Genomic DNA, 14333 nt, shown 5'->3' with positions numbered 1-14333 from the left:
GCCGAAGCTGGCCGCTCTTTTCCAACAACGAGCGGACACCATGGCAACTACCAACGAACCCCTGCAACTGAATCTCGGCTCCCTGCGCAGCGCGATGTCGCTGACGCTACACACGCACCACGCCTCGCGCATCTGGCATGGCCGCGCCGCCGCCGAGGGGCGACCGGGCATCGTCGGCCTGAACGGCTACATCGCCCAGATGAACAAGATGCGGCGCGGCTCGGAGCAGGACGACCCGTACAGCGACTTCTGGATGCTGCGCATCGAAGACAAGCTCGACCAGACGAAAGCCACGCTGCAATCGTTGCGCGAGCAAGTGGACCAGGCGCTCGCGAGCGTGCCGCCGGCACTCACCCTGGGCGAGAACCTCAACGTGCAACCCGTCAAGCTGCCGCTGTTCGTCAATGCGCAGCTCGGCTTTGCCGCGGTGTATCTGCTCGCCGACTACGACGACATCGCCCGCAAACTGATCCTCGCGCACCACACCGCGCTGATCGATCGCTCGACGCTCGAACGCTGGCTCAACGAGGGCGCGCATGCGCTGCGCAGCCTGTTCTCGTTGGCCCAGCAGTACCGCTATTCGGGCTGCACCCGCGACGACTTCGCGGCGAAAAACGCCGCAGCACGCGCGGCGCTGGAGAAGTTCGGCGAACTGCCGCAGGACGTGCTGGAAGGCACGCGCCGCTCGAAGTTCGCGCCGCCCATCGTGCGCCGTGGCCTGCAGCAGCGCGGTGAGGCTCCTGCCGCAGCCGATGCCCCCACCGACGAGGCCACCACCACCGAGGCACCCGAGACCACTGCGGGCGAGGACGCGCAGGCATGAGCGCCCCGAACTGCGACACCCGCTACTTCCGTCCGCTGCAACAGACAGCCTTCATGAGGATGGAACACGCCGCCTCTCTAAAAGGCCTTTTAAAGCCCTTTAAAGGTAAAGGGGACTTGGAGGCCTGGGCCAGCCAGTGCTTCGCCATGCGCGACGAGTTGATTGGCCTGGCGCAGCGACAGGTGCTGCCACAGGCCGCCGGGCATCCCTTCCACCTGCTGCCCATTGAGCTGGCCCAGCAGACCACTGGCGCAGGCACGGTGTTTCTGCGCTGGCGCAAGCATGACCGCTCGGCCATGGGCGTGGCCCTGTGGCAGGAGCTGATGGCCAGCACCAGCACGCCGGTCAACCTGCTGGCCGACCTGCACGCGATCGAGCTTCAGCGCATCACGCTGAACATGCAGATCAGCCTGTTGCACACCTTGGGCAGGCAGGCGCAGGAGTGCGCCAGCAAGGCGGCCGAGGCGGAAGGCGCCTACCTGCGCCGGCTCAAGTCCATTTCCGCCGCCATGCGCGATCGGTGATTGCGCCAGGCACCCCAGCACGCGCCCGACGCCGACCAGGTGCGGGTATTTCAACCACCACGGAGTTCACACCATGAGCACGCATTTTTCTGGCGAGGGCAACATCGGCTCGCCACCGGAGTACCGGGAATTTCCCAACGGCAACGACGAGCCGCGGCGCTTGCTGCGGCTGAACGTCTATTTCGACAACCCCGTCCCCACCAAGGGCGGCGACTTCGAGGACCGCGGCGGTTTCTGGGCGCCGGTGGAAATCTGGCACCGCGACGCCGCCCACTGGAAGGACCTCTACCAGAAGGGCATGCGCGTGCTGGTCATCGGCCGTATGGAGCGCGAACCCTGGACGGACAACGAGGATCAGCCACGCGAGACCTGGCAGATCAACGCGCGCAGCGTCGGCATCTTGCCGTTTCGCATCGAGTCCGTGACCCTCAGCCCCAGGCAGCAGGAGACCGCACAGGACGCGCAGCCGAAACCCCAGTCCGCCCAGGAACCGACCGCGCCGAAGGAGCCGAAGGAGCCGAAGCGCAGGAAGTGATCCGGCATGGGGCGGCAGCGGTTGTCCGTCGCCCCATGCCTTCGCGAGCTATCCCCAGGGGATAGCTCCATCAACGTCCACCGGCTTCCACGCGCTCCCGAAAGTCGCGGCTCCCGGCGCGCACACCCCCGGCCGCACGCCACTCCCGTCCCCGCCATTCCGTCCCGTGAAAGTGGTCGCCACCACGTGCGGCTTGTTTGCTGCTGCCCCTGGTGGTGCTCGGCATTCTCGATTCCAGCAACTCAATGAACCACGGAATTCGGATGGACGGACATGCGGCTGTTCTTGTGCGAGAAGCCCTCCCAGGGCAAAGACATTGGCCGGATTCTCGGCGCGACGCAGCGCGGTGAAGGCTGTCTCAGCGGCTCCGGCGTCACTGTTACCTGGTGCATCGGCCATCTCGTCGAAGCGGCAGCTCCCGAGGTCTATGACGCGGCGCTCAAGCGCTGGTCGCTGGAGCAGTTGCCCATCATTCCCCAGCAGTGGCGGGTCGAGGTCAAACCCAAGACTGCCACGCAATTCAAGGTCGTCAAGGCGCTCCTGGCGAAGGCGACCCATCTCGTCATCGCCACCGATGCCGACCGCGAGGGCGAACTGATCGCCCGAGAGATCATCGACCTGTGCGGCTACCGTGGCCCCGTCGATCGGCTATGGCTGTCGGCGCTCAACGATGCGTCGATCCGCGCCGCGCTCGGCAAGCTGCGGCCGTCTTCCGACACGCTGCCGATGTACTACTCGGCGCTGGCGCGTTCGCGCGCCGACTGGCTCGTGGGCATGAACCTCAGCCGGTTGTTCACGGTGCTGGGCCGGCAGGCCGGCTACGACGGCGTGCTGTCGGTCGGGCGTGTCCAGACGCCGACGCTCAAGCTCGTCGTGGACCGCGACCGCGAGATCGCGGTTTTCAAGTCGGTGCCGTTCTGGGCCATCGATGTGACCCTGTCCGCAGGTGGACAGGCTTTCAGTGCGCAGTGGGTTCCGCCCGATGGCTGCACCGACGACGCGGGCCGCTGCCTGCAGCAGCCCATCGCTCAGCAGGCCGCGCAGCAGATCCGCGCTGCGGGTACTGCCCAAGTGGTGTCGGTCGAGACCGAGCGCGTGCGCGAAGGCCCGCCGCTGCTGTTCGACCTGGGGACGCTCCAGGAAGTCTGTTCCAAGCAGTTCGGGCTGGACGTTCAAGAGACCCTTGAAATCGCCCAGGCCCTGTACGAGACCCACAAGGCCACGACGTACCCGCGTTCCGATTCGGGCTATCTGCCCGAAAGCATGTTCGCCGAGGTGCCCACGGTCCTGGACAGTCTGCTCAAGACAGATCCGTCACTGCGCCAGATCATGGACCAGCTCGATCGCTCGCAGCGCTCGCGTGCCTGGAACGACGGCAAGGTCACGGCGCACCACGGCATCATCCCGACGCTCGAACCCGCGAACCTCTCTGCGATGAGCGAACGGGAACTGGCCGTGTACCGCCTCATCCGGGCTCATTACCTGGCGCAATTCCTCCCTCACCACGAGTTCGACCGCACCGTCGCCGAGCTTTCCTGCAGCCAGCAGAAGCTGGTGGCCACCGGAAAGCAGGTGGCCGCCCCAGGTTGGCGTCTGGTGCTGGCCGAGCCCGAACGTGAAGGTGGTGCGGACGAGGACGGTGAAGCCACGGCGCGCAGCCAGGTGCTGCCCGCCCTGCACGAGGGCATGGCGTGCCAAGTAGCCGAGGCAGAGGTCAAGGCGCTCAAGACGATGCCACCCAAGCCCTATACGCAGGGCGAACTGGTCAAGTCGATGAAAGGCGTGGCGCGCTTCGTGACCGACCCGCGCCTGAAACAGAAGTTGAAGGAAACGACGGGCATCGGCACCGAAGCCACGCGCGCCAACATCATCACCGGCCTGCTGACGCGGGGCTATCTCGTGAAGAAAGGACGCTCCATTCGCGCATCGGATGCGGCATTCACGTTGATCGACGCCGTGCCTGCGGCGATTGCCGACCCCGGAACCACCGCCGTGTGGGAGCAGGCGCTCGACATGATCGAGGCCGGACAGCTCACCCTTCAAGTCTTCATCGGCAAGCAGGCCGCCTGGATTTCGCAACTGGTCGCGCAGTACGGCAGCACCTCGCTGTCCATCAAGGTTCCCCAGGGACCCGCTTGCCCGCAGTGCGGCGCACCGACGCGCCAGCGCACCGGCAAGACCGGCCCCTTCTGGTCATGCAGTCGCTACCCCGACTGCAAAGGCACGCTGCCGGTCGAAACCGGCGCGTCCAAGCGCGGTGCCTCGCGATCTCCACGTCGTGATGGCAGCAGCGGCCGCAAAGGCTCCTGACCGATCCCGTTCCCCGAGAGCCGTGCCCGCCATCGGCGGCGTGGCCCATGTCCCGCACGCCCTGCGGGATGCCCAGCGCGCAACGCCTTCTCTTGTCCGTGTGCGCGTCCCGCCCAGCCGTACCCGGCTGCGGGACCTGAAGGTAGCTTCTCCGCGAACCATGTCCGGGGTCTCCCGGCGCATTCTGTTGATCTGCATTTTTCCGCCCCTGCGAAGGGTCCCCCGATGGCTTGCCAGGCTGCGAGCCACCCGGAGACCCTTCACGGTCAGCGGTATTCGATGCCGTGCCCAACGGCGAAAAACTGGGCTCCTTTTGTGCGCGGATGTGCGCCAGAAGATACCGGCGCCAACCACGACATGCGCCGGGTGCGATTGCTGACAGCAGACGGTTCTAGCGACGACCGGGCCTGCCAATCAGCCCACGGGTGGTTCTGTCCTCCCGAGCCGAAGGCCGCTGGGCCTTCGGCGCCTTTCTCCTGCCGATCAACGTCCCGGCCCGGCCAAACGGTCCAGGGCCACACGAACAGGAGACACGCCATGAACCCGCAACCTCGCACCCCACGCGGTGCGCCCCAGCCCGCGCCACTGCTGTACGGCAGCGTGTGCAGCGGCATCGAGGCCGTGAGCCTCGCCTGGCAACCCCTCGGCCTCGAAGCCGCATGGTTTGCCGAGATCGAGCCGTTCCCGAGCGCCGTGCTCGCCCACCGTTACCCCCGCGTGCCCAATTTGGGCGACATGACCGCGATCGCCCGCCAGGTGCGTGCCGGCACCGTGCCGGCGCCCGACATCCTGGTCGGCGGCACGCCGTGCCAGTCGTTCAGCGTTGCAGGTAGCCGCCGCGGGCTGGATGACCCGCGCGGAGCCCTTTCCCTTGCCTATGTGGAGCTTGCAAATGCCATCGACCAAACCCGCCATCAAGACCGCCGCCCGGCGGCAACGCTCGTCTGGGAAAACGTCCCGGGCGTCCTCAACGACCGCAGCAATGCCTTCGGGCATTTCCTGGGCGCACTGGCCGGAGAAGGCCGTGCGCTCCAGCCGCCAGGGGAAAAATGGGCGCACGCTGGTTGTGTGTCTGGACCCCGCCGCCGCATCGCCTGGCGCGTGCTCGACGCTCAATATTTCGGTGTCGCCCAACGCCGCAAGCGCGTGTTTCTTGTGGCAAGTGGTGGAGATGACCTCGATCCCGCAGAAGTACTTTTTGAGCGCGCAAGCCTGCTCGGGGATTCTTGTGAGGGCCGCGCGCCGTGGCAAGAAGCTGCCAGCGCTGCTGGACCGGGTACTGAATCAGCAGGCGCAGGCCTCGCAGGATTCGCAGGACTGAAGCAGTTCTACGGCAAGGTCACGACGACGTTCGGATTCAGCGGCGGCATTGGCCCCGTCGATGTGGCGGCATGCCTCATGGCCGCTGGCCCTAAGCACGACATTCGCACCGAGACGTTCATGGTGCAGTCGGTCGCTGGCAGCATCGCCCATACCCTCGACACCGCCAACAACGGCAAGGGCAGCAGCGAGGATGGCACCGGAAAGGGAGTTCCGATCATCGCCTTCACCGCCCAGGGCAGCGGCGCCGATGCCACGCTCGACCTGACGCCGACGCTGCGCGCTGGCGGCCACCGCAACAGCCATGCGAACGCGGGTGTCGTGCCCGCCATCGCGTTCGCGCAGAACAACCGCGGCGAAGTACGCTTCGAATCGGGCCATGGCCAGGTCGCTTGCACCGTCCTGTCCAACGGCAAGCCAGGCTACGGGGTGCCGATGGTGGCCTGCGTGTCCCTGCGCGGCCGTGAGCAGGGCCTTGCCGCCGAGTTGGGCGGCAACGTAGCGGCCGCGCTACGCACCAGCGGCGGCGGCGCGGACAAGGCCCATGTGCTGACCCCCGACTTCGAGGCGCATTTCCGCTACGACTGGAACGACCCCGGCCCCGGCGACTGGTCGCATTGGCGCGTGCGGCGGCTGATGCCCGTGGAGTGCGAGCGGCTGCAAGGCATGCCCGACGACTACACGCTGATCCCGTACCGCGGCAAGCCCGCCGCAGACGCGCCGCGCTACAAGGCGATCGGCAACTCCATGGCCGTCCCGTGCATGGCATGGCTGGGCCAGCGGCTGGTGCAGTGCCTGCACAAGACGGGCTCGACCGCTTCGGATTGATCGGCGACGCAGCCTGCGGCCCGCGCCATTCTTCCTCCCGCACTGCCGATGTACCGGCAGCCGCCCGCAGCCAGGGTGTCAAGGCTGCCGCGGGTTCCAACCGCGCCACCCGCCAGTTCGCCTCGGCATCTCACTGGCGAACGCTGCCCACCGGGGCATTGATGCCTCTTTTTTCTCCAACCCACGGGATGGCCGCCACGTCCCGTCGGGGGCATGTCGCCACCCGGTCGATTTCAGGACTTCCCATGGACAACATCACCAAGCAAGACCGCATCACGCTGAAGAACCTCAAGGTGGCCGACTTTGCCAGCGAGGAAACGATGTGCTTCAGCGCCACCGTCGTGTTCGACGGTACTCCCATCGCCGAGGCCCGCAACGACGGCCACGGCGGCTCGACGTTCCTGCGCGCGCTCAATGGCAAGGTGGCGCTGCTGGCTCAGGCCGAAACCTTCGCCAAGGGACTGCCGCCTGCGCCGCTCGACCTCGGCCAGGAGGGTGAAGACCCTCACTACATCGACATGACGCTCGACTTCCTGGTCGATGAACTGGCCGATGCCATGCACGCAGAACGCAAGGTACGGGCCGCGTTCAACCGCGACATCGGCAACAAGGTGCTGTTCATCAAGGACGGCAAGCTGCTGTTCATCAAAGGCATCAAGCTCAAGGCCATCGCCGACCGCAAGGCGTACTTCGCTTCGCTGCGCGCCCGGCAGGCCCAGCCCATCGTCATCCTCGCCGAGCTTGCGCCCGAGCAGGCATTTGACCTGTGGAAGCAGCACGTCCTGGGCGACAAGCCCGACTGACCCAGCGCCACCGCCCCTCCTGACAGCCCTGCACGAGTGCAGGGCTTTTTCTTTTCTCCGAGCCCAGCAATCGGGGCTGGACCGGATGCCGTTTTCCAACTGACGCGGCACGGCCCGCGCACGAAGCTGCCCGCATGTTCGCTGATTCCGATCAGCACATGCCAGCAGCCAGGGTTCCAGGCTGCCGCGGGTCTCTCCCGCGTTGCCCACCAGTCCGCATCGCATCAGGTCTGCGGACGCGCGTCCCCGTGACGTCGATGCTTTTTATCAACCGCGTGCGGGAGCTGCCATCCCGTGAGGGACGAGGCCCCGCTTTTCCAAGGAGCCCGTCCATGTCCCAGCAAGCCTCTTTTGGCCAATTGGCCTCGACCTACTGCGGCAAGTTCCTGCCGCTCGAAGTCCTGCAAAGCGCCGCCGGTCACTACATCGGCACGCGCGATACCGAAGGCCCCGTTTCGCGGGAATCCCGCGAGTACTTCCGCAGCTATGCCGCGGCTCAACGTGCCCTCGAAAGAGGCGGCTGGTCCCAGCTCGCCATTCCCTGATCCAACTGGAGGAATCACGTCATGAACCAGCTACTGCCGCAGGAAGTCGTCGATCAGATCATGCGGGAAGAGCAGCATTTCGCTGCCGCGCCCCAAGCCTTTTTCGAGGCATGGAAGCGCGGCGTCGAGATCGCTGGCCCCGAATGGTTCGGCGATGGCACCCGCGAAGGTCTGAACCAGGCCAAGAGCAAGTGGGATCTGCGTCCCAACATGCTGCGGCTCAACGATGCCCTCGGCGTCCTGAGCAGCGGGGAACGCATGTTCCTGTCCGCCATGGTCAGCTTCTACAACGCGCGCGAGGGCGGTGCCATGCTCAAGCGCTGCCACTTCCACGGACTGTCGGACTTCGACGGTCTCGATCTTCAACGCCGCAAGGTCATCGCCGACCTGCTGGTGAACTACAACGGCTGGTGAGCCGGTCGCCGGCGCACCCCTGCTTTTCGTTCCCCCCGAGAGGGACATGCGCCCACAAGGCCATGTCCCTCAATTTCTTCTTCATCATCCTGCGGATGCCATCGTCCGCATGGGCTGGCTCCGCTCATTTCTCGAAAGGAGCCACCATGGCGAACAACTACTACGAAGGCACGGGCGTTCTCGTGCTGGAGCGTGTTACCCCCGTCATCAAGGCGCTGTTCGGCGCCTTCGCGCTGGACGATAGTCATCCCGGCAACGGGCAGGCCTACATCGCTCAGATCGCCGAGACCAATGATCCGCGCTGGACGGATGTGCTGGACGGCCTGGAAGGCCTGGCCACACAACTCGGTATCCCCATGCCCGACGACGAAGAACTGGAGATTCCACCTCTGCTCGAACGGCTGGCCGCGCACTTCGGTGCCGAGCAGGACGCGGAGCTGGAGAACCTGATCGAACACCACCAGTTCGAGGACAGCGCCGACCTGGAAGCCCTGCTTCTGATCGCCTCCTGCTTCGATGACGGCCATCACCTGAGCGCCATCCAGTTCGAGGGCTGCTGGTATTGCAGCAAGCCGAGGTTGTTCGAGTTCGGCGGCAGTGGTTGTTACCTGAGCCGCGACATCCAGGTCTTCAGAACGTCCTCACAGGCGCTCCAACTCGGCGAACAACTGCGCAAGACCATCCTGGCCGCCGACATCGAAGAGGCCTCGGCGTTGATCGCGCTGGAGGCCGCCAACCTGCTCGCGGGCATCAACGACGAGCAGTTCCGTCTGAATGTGCGCCGTCGTGTCGCCGAACGTCTGGCCCAGTTGCCAACGATCAGCGCCGCCTGACGCATTTTCCATTTTCAACCCACCGGGTCCAATTCCCGGTGGCGGGATTTGGCTCCATTATTCAATCTGGAGTGTTCCCATGTCCCAGAAACCTAATCCCTTTCTCCGCGGCTACTGGAATCTGAAAATCGTCCGCACGCTGTGCATCAGCTACGACGATGGAAGTCCGCATGTCTGGCGAAACATCCACGCGAGCCAGCAGCACCTCAGCGACGAGGAACTGGTTTCTTCGCCTTGCATCGTCACCAGCGATTTCGCGGTGGTCAGGAATGGCACCGAACCCGTCAGCATCGATCTGATGGCCGCATGCGATGCCCTTGAAGGCGTAGTCGGTGCCGTGGTCTATGCCATCCATGGCGACGACCTCGACGGCAGCCCGATCCACATCGGTGACACCTATTCGGCTGAGGCCGCGCGGGAAGTCGTACAGCGCCTGAGTTTCGAGACTGGCTACTACAGCCGGTGCTGGGAAATCAGCAGCGCGCACATCAGCGACGAGACCGGCCAGTACCTCGCCAACCTGGCAGACCTCGCCACGCCAGAGGCCTTCCTGTTCATCGCCTTCCGGGTGCCGTACAGCCCGGCGATCGGCATCAAGCTGATCTCCACGCCCTGGACGGACCAGAACCTGGAGCACGCCGAGGGCATCACCGCCGAGCAGCTTCGGCAGGAGCACCGCAGCAAGGGCATGCCGGACGACCTGGCGAACATCCTTGAACTGGCCGGCCAGGCCGATGTGCGCATCCTGATCCTCGACGCCGACGCACCCGCGCTGCTGGGCCTGCCACTGGCCGAGTCCTAGCAGCAGCGCGACACGCCGTCCTTCCTCTTTGTCCCCCATGCCAGCCCGTCTCCCCAGGAGCCGGGCTGGTCCATTTTCATAGGAGCAACCTCATGTTCCCCGACCTCATTTCGCGCGCACCGGACTTCGAGCACCAGCTCGGAGCCTGCGTCAACGCCATGAGCCAGGACGACGCCATCGGCCAGATCCTGGTATTCGAGCGCACGCACGGCACACTGCACATGCGCCATATCGCCAGCGCCGACCTGGCGGACACCGACATTGACGACTACGAAATGGTCGTGTTCGACGGTGGCAACACCAGCGGCGACACCTGGAAGCACGTGTTCTTCCCGCGTCAGCGCGAGCACTACTTCGTGTACGCAGCCTGACCTATCCAGCCCCTTTCGAGGGGCTTTTTCTTGCGCCCAGCGCAGGAAACCGGGTGCGGCGAAGTGCCGTTTCATGCGGGCGATTAGCCCGGCCCAGGGCCATCCTTGCCCCATGTTCGTCGGCGTTGCCGACACATGCCCAGACAGCCAAGACCTTCGAGGCTGCAAGCACGGGAAGCCGTGCTGGTCGTTTCTTCCTACGGACGCACCGCGTCCATCCACCCACAAGGGACCTCTCCCTTGCGGGCGGGGAATCCCTTGTTCTTCCTCAAGGAGATTCCCATGGACCGTTCCCTCATCAAATCCATGATGCCTTCGCTTGTCGCAGGCCATGTGCCCCGCAACGTGCGGTCGTTCAAGTACCGCGTGTTCGATGATCAGCCGCAGTCCTCGACCCTGGGCTTCGCCATCGACCCCAAGCCCTTCGACGGCAAGGTGGTCGCGGCCAACGACGAGGCCATCGTCGTCAAGCTCAAGCCCAGCGAATTCGCGGTGCTCGATCCCCACCTGGTGACCACTGTTCCCAGCGAAGGCGCCAAGGTGCATGTCCAACCGTATGCCCGCCGCCGCTTCGACGGCCTGCGCGCGGACACCCCGGAAGTGATCACCGAGAAGACCGCGGACGGTGTTCCCTACACCATCACCAGGCACATCCTCGGCTCCGCACCGGCCAAGCTGCCCATCCCCGAGCCGCAGTGCATGGAACTGGGGCAGCTCATCCAGCAGTTGGAGGAAATGCCGGCGCCCGACGGGTTTCGGCGCATCACCCACATGCTGGTCGATGCGGGCGCCCGCGACTTCACCTGGGTCGATCCGAAGCCGTCCAAAATCATCGAGACACCCCCGGCGATCAGCTTCACGGTTTCGACCGCGAAGTTCGAGGGCCAAGTGACGGTCCTCTACGACCGCGGCGGCGACACCTACGTGGTGGAGTTGCGCCGCGACGGCGAGATGGTCGATCGGCACGACGAGGTGTATTTCGACATGCTCGGTGAAGTGCTGGAGCGGCTCATCGACGACGGGCGCTGGCGCCTGATCGACGTGAGCGTGATCGACGCCAAGGCAACCAAGCGGCGCTACGGCTGATCGCAGCCTATCGGCGACTTGCCCAATAGGCCTTCCATCCATTCGGGTGGAGGGCCTTTTTTTTCAGGAGATCAAGCATGTCACTGCGATTCAAAGGCTCCGACCTGCGGCCCGTGCTGGCCGAGGCCGTTGCCAACCAATGCCGCGTCGTCCTCGCCAAGGATCAGGGCGTGTACTTCCTCGCCGAGCACGGAGAGCGCCGTCCCGATGGCCGCGTGAAGCTGCTGGCCTATGCCGTCGGCTGCAACCCGGATACCGACCCGTTTGACGACTGGTGGGAACTGGCGCGCGCCGAGCTGGGTGGCGACGACTTCGGCGAGTTCTTCGACCCGAAGGAAGGCGTCTTTGCACGCATCCTGCACGGCAAGGACGATCTGATGCTGTCCGCCACCACGACGCACCTGTCGCTGGAAGTGGTGCCATCGGTGTAGCGCAACGACTACCACCATCCCCTCACGGCCCCCTTCTTGGGGGCTTCCTTTTTTCCGCACTGCGGCCTTCGCCGCGTGCGTGCTCGTCTCCGGCCGCCATGGCCCGCCGCGTCGGCCCGCCCGCCGACCTACCACGGAGACGACCGCATGCACGACCCGTTCAAGATCACCCAACCGACCTGCATCAGCTTCTCGGGCGGGCGTACCAGCGCCTACATGCTCTGGCGCGTGTTGCAGGCCAATGGCGGCCTGCCTGCTGACACGGTGGTCTGCTTCGCCAACACCGGCAAGGAGGTGGAAGCGACCCTACGGTTTGTGCGCGACTGCGCCCAGCACTGGCAGATCCCGATTCACTGGCTGGAATACATGCCCATGGAGCCGGGCTTCATGCTGGTCGATTTCGAGCGAGCCAGCCGTCAGGGCGAACCGTTCGAGGCGCTGATACGCAAGCGTCAGTACCTGCCCAATCCCGTTGCGCGCGGCTGCACGACCAGCCTGAAGATCCGCCCGATGCACCGCTACCTGCGGCATCTGGGCTGGACGGACTGGGACCAGATGATCGGCATCAGGGCCGACGAGCAACGGCGCGTCGCCAAGATTCGCGCACGCGGCCATTCCACCGAATCGACCCACGAGACCATGTGCATGCCGCTGGCGGATGCCGGCGTCACCGTGCGCGACGTGGGCGCGTTCTGGCAGGCGCAAGCGTTCGACCTCGACCTGCTGACGGTGAACGGGCGCACGCTCGAAGGCAACTGCGACCTGTGTTTCCTGAAGCCGCGCGGGCAGCGCCTGGCCCTCATCAAGGCCCGACCAGAGGCCGCCGTGTGGTGGATTCGCATGGAATCGCTGAATCTGGCGAGCAAGCCCAGCGGCGCCCGGTTCCGCGCCGATGGCCCCAGCTACGCCGACCTGGCGCGCTTCGCCGCCGACCAAGGCGACCTGTTCGACGCCGCCGAGGAGTCGATCGCCTGCTTCTGCGGTGATTGACGGCCATGGACAGGCCATCGATCTCGCCATCGCTGCACCTGCTGCCGGTGTCCCTGCGCTGCGCCAATGCCTTCGTGCAGGAACACCACCGCCACCACCGTCCGGTTCAGGGAGCGAAGTTCGCCCTGGCGGTCGCGCTGTCCGCCACCGATAGCATCTGCGGCGTGGCCATCGTCGGCCGCCCAGTCGCCCGCCACCTGGATGACGGCTGGACGCTCGAAGTCACCCGGCTCTGCACCAACGGCGCACCGAACGCCTGCAGCAAGCTCTATGGCGCCGCATGGAAGGCGGCCAAGGCCCTGGGCTACACGCGGCTGATCACGTACACCTTGCCCGAGGAAGGCGGCGCCAGCCTGCGCGCCGCTGGCTGGCGGCTGGTCGGCGTGCGCGGCGGCGGTGCCTGGGACCGCCCCAGCCGTCCCCGCTCCGACACCCCCGAGCACCTGCGCGGCCCCAAGTGCCTGTGGCAGGCACCAGGCGCGGACAAAGGGAAAGGCCCGGATGCCGATTGATTGCTGTCGCGCGCGCGAGGCCCGGCCATGCTGACCCCATGCCTGCTGACGTTGTCAGCGACATGCCAGGCAACCATCGGTCTTCGAGGTTGCGGCGCAGTTTCCGCTGCGTGACCGAGCCAGCTCGCACCGCATCCACCCGCGAGCGGCCACCAGTCTCTGGTGGCGGATGCTTTCGCCTTATCAACCCACCGCGGGGTTACGCACCTTTCCCCGCTTGCGTGGGGCCGGTGTGTCTCCGCTTCATCCCAATGGAGATTCACCATGAGCACCACATCCAACGAGAAATCGTATTTCGACCTCCACACCTCGGGCATCGGCTACATCCAGCGTGTCCGTGAAGTGCCTGTCCGGGGCGGCCGCCGTGCGCAGCCTTTCCTGGCATGCACCGTTGCCGCGCTGGTCGGCCCCGCCAGGGACCCCAGCTACCGCTACTTCGACGTCAAGGTCTCGGGTGCCGAGGCCAAGAACCTCGTCCAGCGCTACATCGGCGTTGACGATCCCAAGCAGCGCCCGCTGGTGCGCTTCCGCCTTGGCGACCTGTGGGGCGATGCGTACATCCGCGACAAGGGCGAGCGCAAGGGTGAAGCCGCCGCGTCCCTCAAGGCGCGACTGCTCAAGGCCGAGCCGCTTGACCGGGCCGAACTGGCTTCGATCAAGCAGCACGAGCTGATCACCCGCGGCATCGGCTACCTCAGCCGCCCGAAGGACGTCTCCCCCAAGGATGGCGATCCCTTCCTGTCGTGCTGCGTCGCGGCACTGGCCGGGCCTGTCGGTGAACCGGAATATCGGTACTTCGACACCATCGTCACCACCCCTGAAGCCGAGCACCTGGTTCGCCGGTGCGTGCAGGCCATCGAAGGGGACCGCAAGGTGCTGATCGCCTTCCGTCTGAACGACATGAAGATCGATCCGTACATCCGCACCAAGGGCGAGCGCGCCGGGGAACCGGGAGCGAGCCTGGAATCGACGCTGGTCCACATCGGTCTCATCAAGATCGACGGCACCCAAGTCTATCCGACGAGCCAGGCGCAAGCCGAGGCGCCGCAAGCCGAGGACGCACCCGCGCCCGAAGCCGAGGTTGCCGCCGACACCGCTGCCGACCAGCCTGTCGAGCCCGCCGAGCGCGAGCCCGCAGGTGAAGTCGAGGAGCAGGAGCCGGCATTGGCTGCTTCGTTCTGATCCGGCATGGCCCCTCACGGGGCC

The 14333-nt window shown here is 65.7% G+C and carries 16 protein-coding genes; all 16 read left to right on the top strand.

The window, feature by feature from the left end; genetic code table 11:
* The first annotated feature begins 40 nt into the window (after window positions 1-40).
* Complete coding sequence (locus M3M27_RS02080; protein ID WP_217110002.1) at window positions 41-823, top strand: PFL_4669 family integrating conjugative element protein; 783 nt, start codon at window positions 41-43, stop codon at window positions 821-823.
* On the top strand, window positions 820-1347 hold the full coding sequence (locus tag M3M27_RS02075; RefSeq protein WP_217110001.1) for a DUF3158 family protein: 528 nt from the start codon (window positions 820-822) through the stop codon (window positions 1345-1347). Before M3M27_RS02080 ends, M3M27_RS02075 begins: the two co-directional genes overlap by 4 nt.
* Window positions 1348-1420: 73 nt before the next feature.
* Window positions 1421-1882 carry a single-stranded DNA-binding protein gene (locus M3M27_RS02070; protein WP_434026996.1) on the top strand — a complete coding sequence of 154 codons (462 nt, stop codon included), beginning with the start codon at window positions 1421-1423 and terminating at the stop codon, window positions 1880-1882.
* Between the two features lie 273 nt (window positions 1883-2155).
* Window positions 2156-4192: a DNA topoisomerase III gene (locus M3M27_RS02065; protein WP_434026995.1), complete on the top strand. Its 2037-nt coding sequence runs from the start codon at window positions 2156-2158 to the stop codon at window positions 4190-4192.
* Between the two features lie 537 nt (window positions 4193-4729).
* The gene (locus M3M27_RS02060; protein WP_434026994.1) at window positions 4730-6340 is read left to right on the top strand and encodes a DNA cytosine methyltransferase; all 1611 of its coding nucleotides are present in this window, start codon (window positions 4730-4732) and stop codon (window positions 6338-6340) included.
* Between the two features lie 245 nt (window positions 6341-6585).
* Window positions 6586-7143 carry a hypothetical protein gene (locus M3M27_RS02055; protein WP_434026993.1) on the top strand — a complete coding sequence of 186 codons (558 nt, stop codon included), beginning with the start codon at window positions 6586-6588 and terminating at the stop codon, window positions 7141-7143.
* A 332-nt stretch (window positions 7144-7475) separates the two neighbouring features.
* Window positions 7476-7688, top strand: a complete 213-nt coding sequence (locus tag M3M27_RS02050; protein WP_033465114.1) for a hypothetical protein — start codon at window positions 7476-7478, stop codon at window positions 7686-7688.
* Window positions 7689-7709: 21 nt separating this feature from the next.
* On the top strand, window positions 7710-8102 hold the full coding sequence (locus M3M27_RS02045) for a hypothetical protein (protein ID WP_217109996.1): 393 nt from the start codon (window positions 7710-7712) through the stop codon (window positions 8100-8102).
* 146 nt (window positions 8103-8248) lie between these two features.
* Window positions 8249-8935: a hypothetical protein gene (locus M3M27_RS02040; RefSeq protein WP_217110017.1), complete on the top strand. Its 687-nt coding sequence runs from the start codon at window positions 8249-8251 to the stop codon at window positions 8933-8935.
* Between the two features lie 79 nt (window positions 8936-9014).
* Window positions 9015-9737 (top strand): ABC transporter substrate-binding protein, encoded by a 723-nt coding sequence (locus tag M3M27_RS02035; RefSeq protein ID WP_217109995.1) that lies wholly within the window; start codon window positions 9015-9017, stop codon window positions 9735-9737.
* Window positions 9738-9829: 92 nt separating this feature from the next.
* The gene (locus tag M3M27_RS02030; RefSeq protein WP_005793101.1) at window positions 9830-10108 is read left to right on the top strand and encodes a hypothetical protein; all 279 of its coding nucleotides are present in this window, start codon (window positions 9830-9832) and stop codon (window positions 10106-10108) included.
* A gap of 282 nt (window positions 10109-10390) precedes the next feature.
* A complete protein-coding gene (locus M3M27_RS02025; protein WP_217109994.1) occupies window positions 10391-11194 on the top strand; it encodes a GTPase in 804 nt (267 codons plus the stop codon).
* Between the two features lie 77 nt (window positions 11195-11271).
* Window positions 11272-11625: a DUF3085 domain-containing protein gene (locus tag M3M27_RS02020; protein WP_217109993.1), complete on the top strand. Its 354-nt coding sequence runs from the start codon at window positions 11272-11274 to the stop codon at window positions 11623-11625.
* Window positions 11626-11772: 147 nt separating this feature from the next.
* Window positions 11773-12615, top strand: coding sequence for a phosphoadenosine phosphosulfate reductase family protein (locus tag M3M27_RS02015; protein WP_217109992.1), 843 nt, complete (start codon window positions 11773-11775; stop codon window positions 12613-12615).
* Between the two features lie 5 nt (window positions 12616-12620).
* Window positions 12621-13127, top strand: a complete 507-nt coding sequence (locus tag M3M27_RS02010; protein ID WP_217109991.1) for an XF1762 family protein — start codon at window positions 12621-12623, stop codon at window positions 13125-13127.
* Window positions 13128-13391: 264 nt separating this feature from the next.
* Complete coding sequence (locus tag M3M27_RS02005; RefSeq protein WP_217109990.1) at window positions 13392-14309, top strand: DUF3577 domain-containing protein; 918 nt, start codon at window positions 13392-13394, stop codon at window positions 14307-14309.
* Window positions 14310-14333: the final 24 nt, after the last annotated feature.

This window comes from Xanthomonas boreopolis (assembly GCF_046529185.1).
Classification (GTDB): Bacteria; Pseudomonadota; Gammaproteobacteria; order Xanthomonadales; family Xanthomonadaceae; genus Pseudomonas_S; species Pseudomonas_S boreopolis.
Note: the sequence above shows the minus strand (reverse complement) of the source record. Positions and strands in the feature narration are given on the sequence as shown.

Excerpts from the sequence above, each read along its gene's own strand:
- M3M27_RS02080 (WP_217110002.1), top strand. The coding sequence starts at position 41 with ATGGCAACTACCAACGAACCCCTGCAACTGAATCTCGGCTCCCTGCGC.
- M3M27_RS02075 (WP_217110001.1), top strand. The coding sequence starts at position 820 with ATGAGCGCCCCGAACTGCGACACCCGCTACTTCCGTCCGCTGCAACAG.
- M3M27_RS02070 (WP_434026996.1), top strand. The coding sequence starts at position 1,421 with ATGAGCACGCATTTTTCTGGCGAGGGCAACATCGGCTCGCCACCGGAG.
- M3M27_RS02065 (WP_434026995.1), top strand. The coding sequence starts at position 2,156 with ATGCGGCTGTTCTTGTGCGAGAAGCCCTCCCAGGGCAAAGACATTGGC.
- M3M27_RS02060 (WP_434026994.1), top strand. The coding sequence starts at position 4,730 with ATGAACCCGCAACCTCGCACCCCACGCGGTGCGCCCCAGCCCGCGCCA.
- M3M27_RS02055 (WP_434026993.1), top strand. The coding sequence starts at position 6,586 with ATGGACAACATCACCAAGCAAGACCGCATCACGCTGAAGAACCTCAAG.
- M3M27_RS02050 (WP_033465114.1), top strand. The coding sequence starts at position 7,476 with ATGTCCCAGCAAGCCTCTTTTGGCCAATTGGCCTCGACCTACTGCGGC.
- M3M27_RS02045 (WP_217109996.1), top strand. The coding sequence starts at position 7,710 with ATGAACCAGCTACTGCCGCAGGAAGTCGTCGATCAGATCATGCGGGAA.
- M3M27_RS02040 (WP_217110017.1), top strand. The coding sequence starts at position 8,249 with ATGGCGAACAACTACTACGAAGGCACGGGCGTTCTCGTGCTGGAGCGT.
- M3M27_RS02035 (WP_217109995.1), top strand. The coding sequence starts at position 9,015 with ATGTCCCAGAAACCTAATCCCTTTCTCCGCGGCTACTGGAATCTGAAA.
- M3M27_RS02030 (WP_005793101.1), top strand. The coding sequence starts at position 9,830 with ATGTTCCCCGACCTCATTTCGCGCGCACCGGACTTCGAGCACCAGCTC.
- M3M27_RS02025 (WP_217109994.1), top strand. The coding sequence starts at position 10,391 with ATGGACCGTTCCCTCATCAAATCCATGATGCCTTCGCTTGTCGCAGGC.
- M3M27_RS02020 (WP_217109993.1), top strand. The coding sequence starts at position 11,272 with ATGTCACTGCGATTCAAAGGCTCCGACCTGCGGCCCGTGCTGGCCGAG.
- M3M27_RS02015 (WP_217109992.1), top strand. The coding sequence starts at position 11,773 with ATGCACGACCCGTTCAAGATCACCCAACCGACCTGCATCAGCTTCTCG.
- M3M27_RS02010 (WP_217109991.1), top strand. The coding sequence starts at position 12,621 with ATGGACAGGCCATCGATCTCGCCATCGCTGCACCTGCTGCCGGTGTCC.
- M3M27_RS02005 (WP_217109990.1), top strand. The coding sequence starts at position 13,392 with ATGAGCACCACATCCAACGAGAAATCGTATTTCGACCTCCACACCTCG.